We start from the raw sequence: 16451 nt of genomic DNA on the forward strand, positions 1-16451 counted from the left end.
CCCGGCATCTTACTGATAGACCTGATGTATTTGCGCCGCCTAAAATACAAAAGGCGTCACAAATGGCATTGCGGATGGCTGCGTTAAATCGTGCTTCGGATGGTCGATGGTTTGCCCGCAAAGGCATCCCCGAGGATGTTCGTGTCGAATACCAGCGCCTCTACGGAGTCAAACGTGAGGCTCATCTCAAGCTTCCCGCAGACACTCCTTGGCACGAGGCAAAGACGCGCAAGGCCGAGTGGGAAGCGGAGGTGGAGACGCGCATCGCCACGCTGCGAGCCCAGCGCAATGGCGCGGGCCAGCCTCTTACCAAACTCAATGCAATCGCGCTTGCCGGACGCTGGTACAACTGGTTCGTGAAGCAGTACGAGAGTGATCCCGGACCGGCGAAGGTCTGGCGGGAATTGAGCGACCTCTTCGTGTGGGAAGTGATCAGTCCCGAGGCTCCCGACAGTTACGAGGAGGACCCAAGGTCCGATCCTCACTGGGATTGGGCCAAGGAGCCTAAAGTTCGCGAAGCGGTGCGGCCACGGGTCGCCGAGCAGGCGCGGGTCGCTACATTTCTGGCCAGCGAAGGCATCGCTTTGAACGCTACAGCGTATGCGCTTTTTGTGGACGCTGTCAGCGACAACCTCTTGCCCGCCTTCTCGGTGTTAGAGAAGCGCGCCAACGGTGACTACTCTCGGGATGAAAACCCCAGCACCTTCCCAGAATTCAAAGATGGTCCCGTGCGCGCCTCGGGCGTTGGCTGCTGGGAGCTATTCGAGGCCTACGTTCTTGCGGTCAAGCCTGCACCGACTACGGTTATGCGCTGGCGGGCTGTCTTCCTCGCCATGCAACAGCATTTCGCCGAGGTGGGTGCTGATGGAATTACTGAGGACGCTGCGAGGGCGTGGATACACAGCCAAATCTCTGAGGGGCGTCAGGCCAGCACGGTTCGCGAGGTGTGGTTGTCCGCGTCACGAACGGTATTTGGCTGGGCGCGCGTTCATAAGCGCATTCGCCAAAATCCATTCAAGGAGGTGAAGGTCGATGTTCCTCGCAAGGTTCAGAAGCGAGAGGATGGCCGAAGCTTCACGAACGAAGAGGCTCTCACAATTCTACGAGCGAGCCTCACCTATCGGAAGCCCGCTACGCCCACTGAGAGAACGCGCCGGTGGGTGCCGTGGGTGTGCGCGTACTCCGGTGCTCGGTCAGGCGAAATCACTCAGTTACGAGGCGTGGACATCGAGGAGCGCGATGGCTTCTACGTTATGAAGATTACGCCGGAGGCTGGCACTACGAAGACCGGTCAAGTGCGTGTCGTTCCGCTTCACGAGCACCTAGTGGCTCAAGGTTTCATCGAGACGGTCAGGCAGGTAGGGAAGGGTGCGCTTTTCTACAATGACAAGACACCACAAAAGATGAGTAGCGATCCGCTGAGGCCATCGCGTCCTCGTGCAGCCACCGCGCGCGCCCATCTCGGAACTTGGGTTCGTGAACTCGGCGTTGATGATCCCGACATCAGTCCCAATCATTCGTGGCGTCACCTCTTCAAAAGGATTGGTGACGAGGTTGGGATGTCCGAGAGGATCAACGATGCGATCACCGGGCACGCCCCACCGACTGAAGGTCGGAAGTATGGACCGCCCAAGGTTGCTTCGATGGCTGAAGCTTTGAAGAAGTTCCCGCGCTACAAGCTGGATTGAACTGACTGAACGACAGTCGCGTGTTCGCTCCTCAGGGCCTGTTAAGCCCACGCGCATTACCAAGGTAACCCGATGAAGCCGCAAGGCAGCTCTGGGGCTCGCGAGAACCGCGGTGGCTAACGCACGATAAGCGGACGAGCCGGAGCAGTTCGGAAGGTCGCAGTTTGACCCTAGCGGAAATCTCGGCAGAGGATTACTCAGAAACGTCAGATCGATTTGGCAGCCATCCCCTAGAGTCGAAAGTATTTCAAAATGCCACGCAAGGCGAGCGGGATGGCTGCGAGCAACAGGAGAAAATCGGGCACCAAAGCAATACCGGCAAAGCCAAGACCTTCCCATAGGCTTACCTTCCGAGGACGATAGGGCATGCCATTGACGATGCGCGGCGTTTCGGGATGCACACTATCACCCGTCTTAGCTTGTTCAGTCTGAGGCTCCATGCCCCTAGTTTAACATCCAATCGCGACAGCATCGTTCACGAATGCGGAACCGACATCGCACGACCACACCCCTTCTCGCCGCACAGCTAAGTGACGGTGAATGCAGCACATCAAATCGTGCGCAGCTTCTGCTTGTGGCCCGATGGCGACCTTCGCTCGGAAAGCCGAAATGTCTGCTCCTGGGAGATGAGCCGACCAATGTGAAGTAGCCTGCGAAGGGCAGCTTGTGACCCGTAGCAGCCTACCTCTGTTCATGGAAAATTGAGCATTAGCCGTGGTCACGGTTGACTGCCTGCTGTTTCGCAACCGAAAGACGTTCTTAGTATCGGAAATCTTGCTCGACAGTCAGAATTGAGCCCAAACGTGAGCCTTATCTGCAAAGCCGCGCTCTTAGGCCCGGTAAAAAAGCAAAATCGCAAGATCGGCGCTGTGGATAGGGCTGCCCTCTGGTTCTCGACGGGCAGCGACATTGACGGGCTTTGGGTAGGGACTCAGGAAAGTAAGCGCCACCCCGGCTTGCGCCGCGTCGAGGACGCGCTTCAACTGATCAAACGCCATGACTCGCTTCACTATTCTCGCGTCACTTATAACTTAGAGCGGGTATGGGTGAGCATACTTCCGACTGCTCGTGCTTGCTATGACACGGCACTGAAGGCTTGCGTGCTGGATGAGCGATATGTTCTTCTTGAAACAACGACGCTCGAACAGATTGCTTGCACAATAATCCATGAAGCGACCCATGCAAGGCTGGAGCGATGGGGTATCAGCTACGATGAAAAGAAACGCTCTCGGATCGAAGCGGTCTGTCTTCGGCGAGAACTACACTTCATAGCCAAGATAGCGGGCGGCGAGGAATTGTCGGAGGAGAGAGCGCTCACATTGGAGTGGTGCGCTAGCGATCACGATCATTTCTCCGATCTGAGCTTTCAGCAGCGTAACCTGCAAGGCGCGGTTGAAACTCTGCGCTACTTGGGCGCACCAGACTGGCTCATCAAAATTTTACTGAAGGTGCGGGTTGTAGTTTCCCGGGTCCACCAATTGGTTCACCGCTTCGCCTGGCGGCCCCGGCCACAAGCTTAGGGCCACGGCCGACGTCTGCTCCTGGCCCCGTTTCGGACAAGCTAGGTCGGTTCCGTTATGTCCGCTGTTCGGGGTGGACCGGAAGTGACAGGTAGAAGTCTGCATCGACGCGAATGACCCCCGAAATCGACTTGCGCGACCGTTCAGAGGGTCGCTCTCGCTTTCGTCAAAATGAACAGGTGAGAGCCGGCGGCGATCAGCGAGAAAATGACAATTCCTAATTCAGCACCGTGCACTTGCTGCGGCGCATATGTCGAAGCCAACCAAATGAGGAGGCGGACAGCCGCCATGAAGGCAATCATTCCCCACATTGCGAGCCGTTTTGGCGCGTACCATGTTGGCTGGCCGTTTGGATCCCATTGCATGGCAATGCGCTCGCCTTGGATACGTGGGCCAAAATAGAAGTTCAACGCGACGACCATCGCGAGAGCTAAGCCAAAGACGTAGTCTGCTGGTAACATGCTGTATGCCTTCCAAACACCAGCCGAGACTATCGAGAGACGGAAAAGCTATCCATTCTTGTTTAGAAGGAACCGTTCGCGTCCATTTCCTTATGGTTGCTGTCAGGTTGACCGGACGCGACGACCGCTTCTGCCCATAGCGGCATCTCGGCCAATTCGCGCCTATCTCCGCCATTACGTTCTAAGCTGACGTGCCGCGAATAAGAAAGGCCGCACCTGAGGCTCCGAATGGGAAACCCTGGTGCGGCCTAGAGGCAATTACGCGACCTTCACGAGGAGGCCTTTAGTGGCTCGGCCTCGTCCTTGGACCTTGTAGAGAACACCCAGCTCATGCAGGGCAGTCGCAATGTTGCTTGCCGCCTTCGCCAGGTCTTCCTTCAGTCTGGCGAATTGCCGCTGGGTCAGTGACAGTTGCGTGCGGATGTAGGAGAGCGGGGTCTCTCCGGGCTCGCGTGTCCTCATCAGCTCGATGACGGCTTGAGCCACGGAATTGCTGCGCGGCGCATAGACCTTGGGGCCATCCGGCTCAAAGTCCCATGTTGCCTGTCTGAGACCGGGCATGTTGGTGTGAATGTCCTGCAAGATGGCGTCTCCGCGCCAGTCTTTCGGGAGCACGATGTACACGTCGGCCTCGGCGCATCGCCCCTCAGCATCGGTTACGCGCCTGATGCAAATGCGGTTGATGGCTTGGATCGCTGATGCCGAGACGTCCTTCTGAGAGATGACCGCTAAGATGTCTTCGTGTTCGCCGTGGCGGGGAGCCTTGAGCCACGAAGCATCCTTTGGCCCGTCGATGGCGAACACGTTGTTGATCGGCCGCGTCGGATCTTGCCAGTAGAGCCCAAAGATCACAGCCACGTTGCAATTTTGCCAATCGTTCTTCCCATCCACCGCGCCCCAATAGCCGATGTGCAGCGGCAGCTCTTTTGTACTGTAGGTGCCAGCCAAGTCTTTCGCGCACTTGTGGACGCACAGGAACACCTCTCTTCCCTCTGGCAGTTGCTTTCGCAGTTCAGCGGCGAGGCGGGGCAGGCGTGTATGCTTCGTCTTCTCCATCTTGGTTTTGCCCATGCCCGAGGCCGTGCGTGCGACGTGCAGGGTCACGTTTTCGTAGTTGCGGATGCCGCGAGGTACATCGGCGATCATGACGCCTCCGCCCAGTAGCTCATACGTTACGTTGGAGCGAGCTGTGGCATCCAGCACCAGAACACCCGGCATGCCCTTTGGGATGATGTAGCGCGCAGAATTGAGGGTGTGTTGAGGACCGCTGCGGTGATAGTAGGCGAACTCTTCAAGCATGACCTGCACCGCCTCAAGCACGGTTGACACGTTTTGCGCAGCATCCTCTGCGAAGAGGTCGGGATCGAACTCGACAGAGCCCAAGGCTTCGTGGAGAGCTTCAATCTCCGAGGCTTGCTCGGGGAAGCCCTGAGCCCACAGAGGCACCGTCTGAGCATCGCCGCGAGCGTGCTCTTGTTCCCTCTTGTCGAGGTAGCCCTGCAGTTTCGTCAGTGTGATGATAGCACCTCCGAATTTGTCTCTGTCCTCGTGCGGGATCCCTCGTAATACCAGTTCAATGTCCTTGCTGCTGACCCGATGGTGGCTAACTGAGTTCAGCAATGCCTCGTCCACCACGACGAGATGGCGCTTGCCTCCAGCCCACGAGTAGAGCGAGTTCCAACGCTCCTCTGCGCCCGACCCGAACGACCAGCATGCGCGCATGAAGGCGGCATGCGTGATCACCAGAATGTCCGCGTCAGCCATTTCGTGAGCTTTCAACTTACCCTCGGTGTGACTGGTGACCGCTACAGGACGTCCAGCGATTGCGTTGATCTTCTGCACCAAGCTGTCGGCATCCTTGATAAGCCGTGTGACGATCAATGCGCCGATTGGTGTCCCTTCGCCCTTCGCGTTGGCCTCCGCTTGGAGAGCTGCGTAAACACAGGTGCCTTCGGTCTTACCCGAGCCGGTCGGAAGGGGAAGCACCACAGAAGGCTTGAACGGACTGTCACTTGCATTGTTGACGATTAATTCTCTGGACTTGCTCTCGAAGACGCACCAAGCCTCCTTGAGGGCCGGTGTGGCTGGCATGTTGCCGTCAGAGATTTCGGACCAGTGTTGAACCATACGGTTCAGGAAGATTTGCGAGGGCACGAGAGCAAGCCCGTGCTGGTCGATAGAGGTCTGCAAAGCAGAATTATCCTTGAATTGAACACGACCCCTCATCCGGCCAAAGGACGGTCAGGAAGTGTCATGTTTGATGATTGATAAAACCTCCCCCCTTTCCTCCTAAGAGAACATCCAAGGTGGAGCTTGAGGGGGAGATTGAGTTGTGAGAGAATTGACGGTGAAAAGCTCGAACCGCAGCGGTCTCGGAGCTTGCCTCGGAGCCACAGGAAGCCCGGACGGTTCGTCTGAGCGTCTTGGTGCGGCAACAGCCATCACCCATCAAGAACGCTTCAGTGGAGTCCCCAGAGCCCTTACCGGGGATGGCGTGGTTGGATTGTTTGTTGGTGTTAGGCCAAGGCGTCCAGAAGCCCGCAAGGTGACGTCAGCTATAGGATGTGGTCGGCGAGACAACACCTACACGTAGAGATAAGTTGATCTTGGTCTACGGCGTTCTCCTCTCGTGCAGACCAGCAGGCTTGCGGCCACCAACCCAAGGCTCACCAGAGGCTTCCAAGGTCTCCCATAGTGCCTCTGGTGCTCGCCCTGCGCGGCTGGTGCCGCTCGCGTCTGCTCAGTCGCCCGAGGCGATAAGCGTGTTCAGGAAGTCTTCAGGCCTATCCCGCAAAAGCGCCTCTTTGCCGGTCGGTTTGGCCTTGGTGTACGTGAGGACGATGTTGATGGCCTGAGCTTTCAATCGTGGGTTCGAGGGTCCGACAGCGAGCACGAAGGCCTCGCGCAGGGCACCCTCCGCCTTTCCTTCATCAGTAGGTGGCACGAAGATGCCGCCGTCGCTGTTCTTGGCAACCTGGCGGGGCAGGTCAGGCAGTTCACCTTTCGCCTTCAGGCCTTCGATGAACCTATCGGCAAGTTCGTTAGCTCGCGCCCACAGGTGTTCTGCTTCGGCTCGACGCATCCCATCGGGCACACCGTATCTGTAGAACTTAGCGGGGTCCGCCTTCGCAGCCGCGATCCGCTCTTTATCTCGGCGCTTCATCTTCTCGCGAAACTCAGGGGTAGCCCAGAGTTCCTTGAGGCGTGCTGATGTAGCTTGAGTGGCCCTTGGGGCGCCCTTGCCCCGTGCAGACTTCTTTCGTGGGCGAGATTTGATCGTCGTTATTTCTCTCTTTGATTTTTGCATTGGTCGCTTAGTGCAGGGTTTCGCTCGGGTCTCGTCCGATCAGGTGCGAGAAGAAATCGCGAAGGGCGGTTTCGTAGCCAATCTGCCATTCGTTCTCGGCAGGATCGCACTGGCAGAGTTCAAGCTCCCCGTAGAGCCAATCGAGTGCTTTATCCCAGTTCAGTTCTTCTTGTTCGAAGTCGGTGCCGTTTATCGGAGGTGTCATTTAAGTTCCTTGCGTAGTCGCGTTGAGGTCGCACCGGGAGTTCCGCCTTGTGCCGTTTGGGGCTCTGAAAGCGCCTTCCTGTGCTTCGGGGACGGGCTATCGCCCCTCTGCCCCGGCTATGTTGTTGATTTTTATTGCACTTCCTGGTGTGATCTGCCGAAATTAGTGGACTTAACAAAACAGGTCCGCTAATGACTTGCCGCGATGCAGACCTTCCCTTCCAACCATCCCGTCTTGCACGATGAACATGCCGCGAGAGCCGCTGTGGAAGCCTTGAGGTGGCCAGACGGCGCCGTCTGCCCCCACTGTCAGGCGAAGGCTCAGAGCTTTGAAATTGGAGGAGAGAAGCAGTCCCATCGTGCGGGGCTGCGTCATTGCCGAGAATGTCGCCGACAATTTTCAGCCACTGTTGGCACCGCGCTCGAACGGACCCGAGTGTCTTATGTGAATTGGATGCGCTTGGCTTACGTTCTTAGTCAGACCGGTAGCCGTAACGTGAGTGTGCCCGAGGTATCTGAGGCGCTCGATGTGCCTTACAAGACGGCGGCCCGCATGTTGGAGCGCGTGGCCGATACGCTGGTCACCTACAAGGGGCTACTCGACAAGAGGAGGTTTGGGCCGCCCGCCACCGAGTTCGTCGTGAAAGCTCGGGGGCCTCAGCCTCGACTTAGGTTTCCGAAGCATCCTAGCGACCCGAAGCACAGAGCAAATGTGGGGCAAAGATACGTGCGATGGAAGGAGCGTTTGAAGCTGGACGCATCGGCCACGCCTAACCCGACCGGTGTTCTTCGTTCCAAGGACAATGCTTCGGTGGCACAGGAAAACCTTGATAGGGTCGAGAGGCTCCTCATGGTGGTTTTAAATGCTGACCAAGGCGAAGCAAAAGCTGCGAGGAAGAAGCGGAGTGGATGGGAGTGGCATCGGGCACGGTTTCAGAGGTTCAGAACTCGTCTTCCAAATCGTGCAGGCGTTAGTAAGCGGCTGACCCCTTCGGTGTTGCCTTCGAGAAATGGAGAGCAGTGACCGGGGAAGAACTGGTCGCAGTTCAAGCACGCTGCTGCGGTAAGTCTGGCGGCGGCTGGCCCCTTGAAGCCGAACAGTTTGAAGTCGGGGTGGCCGGGTTGGCCAAATTAGGGTCCGGTGCGTTGGGAGAGGCTCATTTTCGGAGCCTCAAGTGTGTGGGGACTACCAGCCGTGCCCGACAAAGCAGAATGCCGGCGTCCCGAGGACCGTAGCGGCCACAGGCGCCTCGAATGACACCGCGAGCGCCGCGAGCGAGGAAAAGAAGGCTGCAGTTGTCATTGGGTTTCTTGCTTGGCTGCGTTGCCGACCGCGCGCCCTGAAGCCCGCGCTAACATCAGCTTGATTGCTGTTGGGGCGTACGGCTTACCTGTCTTCGTGGAATGCCCTGCCTCAGCAAGCGCTGCAGAGATTTCCCTTAGAGACCGTTTGCCACCCTTGGGCCTCGCGCGTGCCAGCGTGCGAGCAAACTCAACTGTCTCAGGACGCTCTTCACCGATGGACTTTCGCCCTTCCACCTTTACCCCCAAGCGCCGCTTGCGGTCCCGAGCGCCCTTCAGCTTCGCCACCAGTATGGCCTTCTCAAATTCTGAGATGGCTCCAAGCACCTGTCTGATAAGCCGCGCGGTTGGCGTGTCGTCCAGGAAAGACGTTGGGCTATCCGCGGCGATCAAGTCGAAACCCCGGGCCTTCAGCATCGCGAAGCCGACCTCCTGAACCATCAGGTCGCGCGCAAAGCGATTGGCGGTCTCAACGATAATGGTCTTGGTGCCGTTTGCCTCTAATGCCTCAAGCATTTCAGCGAACCCGGGGCGGGTATCTATGGGATCAGAGCCTTTCACGGCTTCATCATGGTAGGCGCCCGCCAGCTCGATCCCGGCGCGCTTGGCGAACCCTTCGATGGCTTGGAGCTGCCTACGGCCGCTGTCCTTGTCCTCTCCGATGTTCGCCGCTGAGGACGTCCTTAGATAAGCGAATGCCTCGGTTGATTTCAGTGATTTTACCATAGCTTGCTTTGCTCGTTCGTATCTTATTCCTGAGAAATAGATACAAGCCTTCGCAAATTCAATGCACAAGTGGGAATCCCAGCGATTCCGAATTGCATGCCTCTTTTCGTCGTGTGCAAATGCCAGCCAAAGTTGAGGGGACACGCTTTGCAAGCTGTCTGGGGGGAACGATGAGTTTCTGGAATGATCGTCCAGCGTCGGTGAGCAACGTGCGCTACTACAAGCGCGAAGACGGTTGGCGTGCTCATGACGATGCAGTGAACAAAGAGGGCCAAGTGACCGAGCGCGGCAGCTCGCGCCTCATCGAGGAATCTTTGACGGCCAGCCTGAACGCTTCAAACCTCATCCTCCTGACAGGGGCAGGCTCCTCCTTTTGTGCGAAGAATAGCGGTCCGAACGCTATTACGGCGCCCGGCATGAGGGACCTTTGGGATACGGTGGTAGCTGAAGCCATCCACGGCTCGATTGACGCAATCGCCCGCCATATGCCTCGTTCGAATCAAGATATCGCGGAAAAGAACATCGAGAAGCTCTTAACTCACTGCAAAATTTACCTGGAGCTGTTCGGACCGGAGGAGGCTCGTGACGTCGCTGAATTCATCGCATCAGCCGAAAAGTCCATTGCGGCTCGTGTGGACTTCGTGAGCGATCAAACGGACCTGTCTGCACATCAGGCGATCCTAAGAAAAATCGCCCGACGCGGTGCAAGGAAGCCACGCGCGCGTGTGTTCACGACAAACTATGACTTGGGGTTTGAATACGCGGCGAGGGCGCTCCGTTTTACGGTTGTCGACGGCTTCTCTCATTCGATGCCGCAAGTCTATGATCGCGGACATTTCGCATATGACATCGTTCGTCGTGATTCCGTCAGCGAAGGGCCTGAGTACATCGAGAGTGTTTTCCATCTCTACAAGCTCCACGGCTCGATAGACTGGCGCCGAAAGGGGGCGGAGTTGATACGCTCTCGCAGCGAGGCTGACGGACCGGCGGTCCTTATTTATCCCCGCGACAGCAAATATCAGGAGGCATTCGAGACGCCATATTTGGACATGATGTCTGCCTTGCAGACGGCTTTGCGTGAGCCCGATACCGCCCTGATCGTCTCTGGGTTCGGCTTTAATGATGATCACATCAGCAAGCCCCTAATGGCCGCACTTGAAGCCAATATGACCCTGCGCTTAGTTGCTTGCGACATCGCGTTTCTGGCCGACGAGGAGTTGGAAAGGAATGAACCTTTGCTGCCAGCAACTGCGCAAGCTCGACCAAAAGCTAGCGCGTGTTTTTCCAGATTGAAGCGGCTCGCAGACATTGGTGACGAACGAGTTACGCTTTTGAATGCTCGGTTTGATGATCTTGCTCAAGCGATCCCAGATCTTGTTGCTCAAACGGAGCGCGAGCGTCATGCGGAGCGAATCAAGGTCTTGAATGAACCCACGGTGGTCTAAGCCATGGCGCGCAGTCTTATCGACCCAAGCCGCTACGCCGGAACGATTACCCTTGTTACCGCATCGGTTGCTCACGCCAATCTTCCCTATGCTACCGCTCGTCCCGAGCGTCGGGCCCTCGCAAGAGGCACCGTTGGGGATTTTGTCTTTGTCGATTGCGAAAGCGCGAAGCTGTTAGGCAGAATCATCGAAGTCAAACTCCCTGACAACGAGCGTTTGAGCGTCGAGCCGCAGATGGGACTGGCGCCCGAGCCGCATCCTATTGGCCGCATTCAGCTGCTAGCGTCCGTCGACCAGAAGAAAAATCGGCTGATCCGCGGGCTCAGGGCGCATCCCCGTGTCGGTGATGCTGTGTATCTCGCTCAGCCTGAACTGTTTGGAGAGTTGGCTGCAAATGCTCTCTCGACTGAAGGGCAGCTTTCCATCGATCTAGGGCTCTTGAGTGCAGGTAGTGAAATGCATTTGCGATTGCCTCCCGAAAAGCTATTCGGCCGTCACTGCGGTGTGTTCGGCGCGACCGGAGGCGGCAAAAGCTGGACGATTGCCACCATACTGGATCAGATTAAAGCCAACGGCGGGAAGTGTGTGCTTTTCGATCCGACCGGTGAGTTCGCTGGCTTGCCTTCTATCACAAAGCACTATGCTTTCAACGAAGGCGAGGAGGGAACTGAGCGCGTGCACTTCCCATACACTCAAACGACCGAGGAGGATTTGTTCGCTCTATTTCGGCCGTCGGGGCAATCTCAGGGACCAAAGCTCAGAGAAGCCATTCGAAGTCTTAAGTTGATGCGTGCTTGCAGAGGACAGGCTCCCGAGGGCATCAGATTCACGGCGCGAGGTACATTAGAAAAAGCATTTCAGCTTAGAGAGCCGTTTTTTAACGCAATCGATCTTCATCGCGACGCGATTAACTCACCTCTGTGTAACTTCAGGATTGAGGGCCTTGCAGAGCAAGTAACCGCCGAATGCGTTTGGTCAAGCGGTCAGGGTGCAAATGCGGATAATTGGGGAGGCCCTGACAACTCCGTGGCTCATTGCGAAACGCTTGTCGCCCGAATTAGGACCTTGGTCGGCACGCATCAACTATCATGCCTCTTTGAAGCAGCCGGTCTGTCGTTAGTTGACGTATTGACGAAGTTCTTTGCGGACGATGAGGATGACATTATTCGTATTTCATTTCGGTCCGTCCACTTCGAACACAACACCCGAGAAATACTTCTAAATGTTATCGGTCGCTATCTATTGAGTGAGGCAAGGAAGGGCTTGTTCCGAACACGCCCGATGATTGCAATTCTCGATGAGGCCCATCAATTCCTCGGCAGGACTGTGGGCGACGAGTATGCAAGCGTGAGGCTGGAATCTTTCGGCATAATCGCAAAGGAGGGACGAAAGTACGGACTTACGTCCATAATGGCGACACAGCGGCCCAGAGACGTCCCCCACGACGTGCTCAGTCAACTAGGCACCCTCATTGTGCATCGTCTCACGAACGACGAGGACCGGCACGCAGTCGAGCGCGCATGTGGTGACTTGGACAAAAACGCCGCCATGTTTATTCCAGCACTTGCCCCGGGCGAAGCTATAATTGTTGGTCCCGATCTTCCTGCCCCGATGCCGGTCCAAATTCATGAGCCACAAGTCCCGCCTGATTCTAAGGGCCCTGACTACAATAAGTTCTGGCGGGACCGAAAGGCGAACTAACTCGTGCATTGATGGCATTCGCGCGCGCGGCAGATGCTACTGCAAGTGGACAAGCTGTTGACTTGGAAGACCTGTGGATAAAAGCCCCAAGCGGTCGGGAAATGTCGTGTCACGAAAGTCGCCGGTATACTACGAGACACCTGAGAGCCGCCTAATGTGCCGCAACAGCTGCGCCGCGGAACCATGAGCCACTCACTTTCTGCCAAGTCAGACCAATTAGCCTTCGATTGGCTCGATCCAGATCGAGACGAACTTGCGCGCTTGGCAAAGCAATTCATCGACGAGGTGATGCGGCTTCCCAAGAATGCGATTGCGCTGGTGTCCTGCGGTAAGAATAAGAAGGACACCAAATCTATTGCTTCGGAGTTGTATACGTCTCCTCGATTTCGGATGTCGATCAATCTGATCAGCCGTCTACAAAAGCGTGCTTTCATTCTTTCCGCAAAGCACGGGCTGCTCACTCTCGCCGCCCAAGTCGCACCGTACGATGTGAACCTGAGCACGTTCGACGAAGAAAAACGCTTTCAATGGCGGTCAGCTGTCCTGTCAAAGTTGAATCGCCATAAGCGCGACAGCTCAGTAGTGATCCTTCTAGCAGATGATGACTATGCAACCCCGCTGGATGAGGGCCTCAGGTCGACCGGGTTCAAAGTAATCAATCCGCTAACTGGGCTCTCAAATAGCGCCCGCTTGTTGTTCTTGAAGGCGTGTCATCATTACCTGGATCGTATTGGAAGCATTGAAGAGCTGTATGCGATTTTCGACAGGTTGCACGCTGCTGGTCACGTCAAGCCGCTTAAAGAAGCACTTGGTGGTGCTCTTCCTGATCAAGGCGTATATTTCTTTTTTGATCCGGCAGAAAAGACCGTGTTCTCGGACGTTCTGCCGAGGCTAGTGCGCGTTGGTACGCACGGCGTTTCCGCGGGATCGCGCGCGACGCTCCGCGACCGGCTCCGTACCCACCTAGGAACGTCCGATGGATACGGCAATCATCGTAGCTCGGTATTTAGGCTTCACGTGGGTGAAGCTCTCATCCGACGAGACGGGCTGCGAGACAGATATCCAAATTGGGGCATAGGACAAAACTTGAGCGGCGTCGAGCGAGACAAGGAGCGGCCACTCGAAAAGGTCGTGTCAGAGATTATCGGTAATCTGTCCATTTGTTGTATCGCCGTCGCCGACAAGTCTGCAAAGGAGAGCGCTCGGTCAGTTATCGAGCGTCTTTCAATCGCTCTCTTCACTGAGCTTCTGCTCCCCATCGAGGTTCCTGGTCGGCTTTGGCTCGGTCTGCATTCCAAGCATGACGTGATTGCGAAGACGGGGCTATGGAATCTTCGGGACGCTGGCAGCAAGGCCGACCTTTCGATACCTAGAACGATCAACGCTCGCCTGATAAAATCTGGCGTCTTGGGAAGTTAGCAGGATGTTGCGCTCCACCGTCGCGCTTGAAGAAGCGTCGAAATCCCAGCCGCAACTTCCAGTCTGGCTGTGCCATATGTGGCAACGGCTTGATCGTCGTCGATTGGGGCTCATCCTTGGAGCCGGTGTGTCCATAGACGCAAATCTGCCGACATGGAAGGGGCTGGTGGAGCGGCTTACCGCTAGGTTTCCGGCGGTCGAAAAAACGTTCAACGCTCACCGAAATGCAGGGTTGCAGGAGACCTACATCACGCAAATTGCCTACGCGTTGCATCAAGCTAGCGTCAGAGGAGCGGCTCCAAGTCTTCCACTGCAGTTTGCGCAGTATCAGATCGATTCCACTTGGATGCAGATTGTCCACCAAGAGCTTTATCGTGACATCGCAAGCGTGAGCTATGACGACATACTTCGACGCCACACGTATTTGAGCTCTCTAGGACAGCTCGTCTGTAGGACGGAGCTGACTGTAAATTTCAACTTTGATGATTTGGTCGACGAAGCAGCAATCAGCTTTGCGCGGAGCAGAAATAAAGTCCAGCCAGAGATCATTTCGCGCCCCAAAATCGAAACGAGGCGCGACGCATCAGTGATTTATCACATAAACGGCTTTCTTCCTCGCGAGGCGCGGAGGCGACGAAGCGAAGGCCTAGTCTTTACTGAGGACGCCTTCGCGGACGTTTTGATATCGCCGACCCTCCATGAATCAGACTTCTTGATGTCTCGCTTCGCGACTACGACGTTTTTGCTGCTCGGGACGTCGCTTAACGATAACTCGTTGAAAAACATGCTGAGAGCCGGGATGAAGCGCAATCCAGCGAATCATCACTACATTATTTATTGGGAGAACCCAGCTTGCCGACGGTCCGATGAAGAGCGCAAACACATCTTCGATGTAAATCTCGACGTCTATAATCTCATTTCTATCTTCTTGGAAACCCAGCAGATCGCAGCCTTGATTGATCTTCTCAACGAAGAAGATAGCGGGCTATTCGAGGCCGATTTGGTGAAGTTTTCACAGCACCCCGCTCGGAGAAAATACTATCTTGTAGGCTCGGTTGTAGCCGGGAAGTCGAGCAATCTAGAAGGATTGCGATGCTTCTCCACGTTCGAAGAGTGGTCCGGCAGGGCGCCGGAAAAGATGTACCAGGATCACATGACGCTCACAGCGTCAGAAAGAAAGGAGATTGATGATTGGCTTTACAGTCAGTTGCGTGACAAAAATGACAAAATGCGGCGAGCTGGCGTCGGTATGCACGTTATGGATCGATGCTTTCTAGACCTCTGCGCGTTTTCTAAGACGAATGCCGAAAATGTCGAAAAACTCAAGGAGCTTAGGGCACGTGTCTGCAAGCACAGTGGCCCACTTGAGGCCGGTCAAATCATATTCTTGGAAGCAGATGAGCACGCGCTCAGCGACAGGCAGGCCCGGCGCGGAAAGCTGCGAGGCGCAGCCATGGTCATCGACTATGATGGCGCTTCGCTCGTCAATCAATCGGCTGCCTTGAAAGCGGTCTATCTGCCAGAACCTCAATTTACATTCGACAATTCTCGCGAGGGCAGCGACAAGACGTCACGAAGGATAGCTAGACAGATCTTGCTAGGCGACTATACCCCCTTCGATTTCGAAAAGCGTATAGACGAGCTTCTGGCAAGCGGAGGAAAGCTGTGACGGCCAACGGAACACGAGTGTATCTTGCGGCTCCATTGTTCTCACAGGCCGAGAGGATAAGGAACAAGTCTCTCCGGGATGCAATCTCGCGCTTCGCGAATGTGTATCTTCCGCAAGAAGACGGCGGTTTGATCCTCGACCTGGTGCGAGACGGGATGCCTGTGGAGCAGGCGAAGTTGGAGATATTCGAACTCGACATCGCTGCCATCAAGGCATGCGATGTGCTCGTCATTATATTGGACGGGCGAACGGTAGACGAGGGTGCGTCATTTGAATTGGGGTATGCCTATGCGCTTGGGAAGACGTGCGTTGGCCTCAAGACTGACCCTCGTATGCTGCTTCCAATTGGGGACAATCCGATGATCGAAGCCGCTCTTCGGAAGCTCTTTTCCGACGACGGCGAGTTGGTGAGCTGGATCGAGAACTTCGACCCGAATATGCAAGCGAGCTAACGAAAGCCGTAGCTACTCGGTTGAGGGACAAGTGGAAGCGGAGCAGCCTAAAATGGTTATGAAAAAATACAAAACCACGCTACAAAAGGGAACAAGGCGAGCGTGAATTCGCTAGGTTTTTCAAGGCTGAAGGCGGGCGTTGGCAGTACCCACCCAACTGTACCAGCGGTGCAATTCTCAGACACCTTAAGCCCCGGCACATTTGCGTCTTGAGAAGACCGATGCAGATCCGACCGGGACAAAGATCACTATCGTTGCTCATTATCTTGAACGTTCAAGCGCGTCCGGGGCAGTCCGGGAGCCCAGTTTTGCTCAGCGATGGGCGAACCATCGCAGCGATGATAATCGGCAGTTACGCTCCTAGGGCAGGTGGCGGCATCAGCTTGGGCGGTGTTGACCCTCATACCTTGCATCAGACCACCCACGCGATTTCCGCTGAGTACATTCGCGAGTTGCAGTCATGACCTTCGATTTCGAAAATTCTACGTCACTTGATTGGATAGGAGCGCTTCCGGCCGCTCATGCAAAGACTATAGAAGCGATGCTCTCCAATGGAA

At 55.9% G+C, this 16451-nt stretch carries 13 protein-coding genes; 7 read left to right on the forward strand and 6 right to left on the reverse strand.

The window, feature by feature from the left end; translation table 11 throughout:
• Nucleotides 1–62 precede the first annotated feature (62 nt).
• Nucleotides 63–1688 (forward strand): hypothetical protein, encoded by a 1626-nt coding sequence (locus IVB07_RS05890; RefSeq protein ID WP_247767508.1) that lies wholly within the window; start codon nt 63–65, stop codon nt 1686–1688.
• Nucleotides 1689–1918: 230 nt separating this feature from the next.
• Here IVB07_RS05890 and IVB07_RS05895 read toward each other — a convergent pair whose 3' ends face one another.
• On the reverse strand, nt 1919–2089 hold the full coding sequence (locus IVB07_RS05895) for a hypothetical protein (RefSeq protein ID WP_247767509.1): 171 nt from the start codon (nt 2087–2089) through the stop codon (nt 1919–1921).
• Nucleotides 2090–2491: 402 nt separating this feature from the next.
• Between IVB07_RS05895 and IVB07_RS05900 the strand changes: the two genes are divergently transcribed.
• Nucleotides 2492–3208: a hypothetical protein gene (locus IVB07_RS05900; protein ID WP_247767510.1), complete on the forward strand. Its 717-nt coding sequence runs from the start codon at nt 2492–2494 to the stop codon at nt 3206–3208.
• A 143-nt stretch (nt 3209–3351) separates the two neighbouring features.
• Here the strand turns inward: IVB07_RS05900 and IVB07_RS05905 are convergent, their stop codons facing one another.
• From IVB07_RS05905 to IVB07_RS05925, 5 genes are all read right to left on the reverse strand, one after another.
• Nucleotides 3352–3669, reverse strand: a complete 318-nt coding sequence (locus tag IVB07_RS05905) for a DUF1648 domain-containing protein (protein WP_247767511.1) — start codon at nt 3667–3669, stop codon at nt 3352–3354.
• 258 nt (nt 3670–3927) lie between these two features.
• A complete protein-coding gene (locus IVB07_RS05910; RefSeq protein WP_247767512.1) occupies nt 3928–5859 on the reverse strand; it encodes a hypothetical protein in 1932 nt (643 codons plus the stop codon).
• Between the two features lie 550 nt (nt 5860–6409).
• Nucleotides 6410–6976, reverse strand: coding sequence for a hypothetical protein (locus IVB07_RS05915; protein WP_247767513.1), 567 nt, complete (start codon nt 6974–6976; stop codon nt 6410–6412).
• Nucleotides 6977–6983: 7 nt separating this feature from the next.
• Nucleotides 6984–7181, reverse strand: coding sequence for a hypothetical protein (locus tag IVB07_RS05920; RefSeq protein WP_247767514.1), 198 nt, complete (start codon nt 7179–7181; stop codon nt 6984–6986).
• A gap of 1298 nt (nt 7182–8479) precedes the next feature.
• Entirely contained in the window at nt 8480–9208 is a 729-nt protein-coding gene (locus IVB07_RS05925) for a recombinase family protein (RefSeq protein ID WP_247767515.1), read from the reverse strand.
• Between the two features lie 170 nt (nt 9209–9378).
• Here IVB07_RS05925 and IVB07_RS05930 point away from each other — a divergent pair, with 170 nt between their 5' ends.
• From IVB07_RS05930 to IVB07_RS05950, 5 genes are all read left to right on the forward strand, one after another.
• Nucleotides 9379–10653 carry an SIR2 family protein gene (locus IVB07_RS05930; RefSeq protein WP_247767516.1) on the forward strand — a complete coding sequence of 425 codons (1275 nt, stop codon included), beginning with the start codon at nt 9379–9381 and terminating at the stop codon, nt 10651–10653.
• 3 nt (nt 10654–10656) lie between these two features.
• Complete coding sequence (locus IVB07_RS05935; RefSeq protein ID WP_247767517.1) at nt 10657–12354, forward strand: ATP-binding protein; 1698 nt, start codon at nt 10657–10659, stop codon at nt 12352–12354.
• A 156-nt stretch (nt 12355–12510) separates the two neighbouring features.
• Nucleotides 12511–13773 carry a DUF6884 domain-containing protein gene (locus IVB07_RS05940; protein ID WP_247767518.1) on the forward strand — a complete coding sequence of 421 codons (1263 nt, stop codon included), beginning with the start codon at nt 12511–12513 and terminating at the stop codon, nt 13771–13773.
• Nucleotides 13774–13777: 4 nt separating this feature from the next.
• Complete coding sequence (locus IVB07_RS05945) at nt 13778–15442, forward strand: SIR2 family protein (protein ID WP_247767519.1); 1665 nt, start codon at nt 13778–13780, stop codon at nt 15440–15442.
• Entirely contained in the window at nt 15439–15894 is a 456-nt protein-coding gene (locus IVB07_RS05950) for a nucleoside 2-deoxyribosyltransferase (protein ID WP_247767520.1), read from the forward strand. The genes IVB07_RS05945 and IVB07_RS05950 overlap by 4 nt, the downstream gene beginning before the upstream one ends.
• Nucleotides 15895–16451: the final 557 nt, after the last annotated feature.

The sequence above is a fragment of the Bradyrhizobium sp. 172 genome, assembly GCF_023101065.1.
Classification (GTDB): domain Bacteria; phylum Pseudomonadota; class Alphaproteobacteria; order Rhizobiales; family Xanthobacteraceae; genus Bradyrhizobium; species Bradyrhizobium canariense_D.

Bases quoted from the DNA above. Each gene is read 5' to 3' on its own strand.
- IVB07_RS05925 (WP_247767515.1), bottom strand. From the start codon at position 9,208: ATGGTAAAATCACTGAAATCAACCGAGGCATTCGCTTATCTAAGGACG.
- IVB07_RS05935 (WP_247767517.1), top strand. From the start codon at position 10,657: ATGGCGCGCAGTCTTATCGACCCAAGCCGCTACGCCGGAACGATTACC.
- IVB07_RS05920 (WP_247767514.1), bottom strand. From the start codon at position 7,181: ATGACACCTCCGATAAACGGCACCGACTTCGAACAAGAAGAACTGAAC.
- IVB07_RS05945 (WP_247767519.1), top strand. From the start codon at position 13,778: ATGTTGCGCTCCACCGTCGCGCTTGAAGAAGCGTCGAAATCCCAGCCG.
- IVB07_RS05890 (WP_247767508.1), top strand. From the start codon at position 63: ATGGCATTGCGGATGGCTGCGTTAAATCGTGCTTCGGATGGTCGATGG.
- IVB07_RS05905 (WP_247767511.1), bottom strand. From the start codon at position 3,669: ATGTTACCAGCAGACTACGTCTTTGGCTTAGCTCTCGCGATGGTCGTC.
- IVB07_RS05930 (WP_247767516.1), top strand. From the start codon at position 9,379: ATGAGTTTCTGGAATGATCGTCCAGCGTCGGTGAGCAACGTGCGCTAC.
- IVB07_RS05915 (WP_247767513.1), bottom strand. From the start codon at position 6,976: ATGCAAAAATCAAAGAGAGAAATAACGACGATCAAATCTCGCCCACGA.